General features: G+C 50.9%; 2 rRNA genes. Both read right to left on the bottom strand.

Features of this window, described 5'->3' with window-relative positions:
• Positions 1 to 182, bottom strand: a 23S ribosomal RNA gene (locus GSF01_RS29200); the annotation flags it as partial.
• Positions 183 to 506: 324 nt separating this feature from the next.
• Positions 507 to 619 (bottom strand): 16S ribosomal RNA (locus tag GSF01_RS29205); the annotation flags it as partial.

Raw genomic sequence — 619 nt, forward strand, 5'->3', positions numbered from 1 at the left:
CCTCCATACCACCTATGTATTCAGTGATAGGTACGTGAGTATTACCTCACGCGGGTTCCCCCATTCGGACATCCCCGGATCAAAGCCTGCTTACGGCTCCCCGAGGCCTTATCGTTGTTCGCCACGTCCTTCATCGGCTCCTGGTGCCTAGGCATCCTCCGTGTGCTCTTTCTAGCTTAACCATTGTCGCTCGGTATTTGCTTTGTCCGCTCCGTTGTGCTTCGCACAAAAGTCGCTCCCAAACCAAATACGTCGCTAGATCAGCTAAACATATGCGATCAACTTCATAGAAGTTGGCACAGATTTTGATTCAGCATTATTGCTTTGTTTCGCTATCCAGTTTTCAAGGAACAAACTCCAAGCTTTGTGAAGCAAAGCTGCTTCGTAAGCATTGGCTTAGAAAGGCATTGCGCCTTTCAAAACTGAACACGAGTGAGTGTTACCTGCGATCTTGCGATCGTCAGGATTTTCTGTCCGGTGACCTACAGTCACCATGGACTCCATAGAAAGGAGGTGATCCAGCCGCACCTTCCGATACGGCTACCTTGTTACGACTTCACCCCAATCATCTACCCCACCTTCGGCGGCTGGCCCCCTTGCGGGTTACCCCACCGACTTC

Origin of the sequence: Paenibacillus puerhi, assembly GCF_009846885.1 — a bacterium.
Classification (GTDB): Bacteria; Bacillota; Bacilli; order Paenibacillales; family NBRC-103111; genus Paenibacillus_G; species Paenibacillus_G puerhi.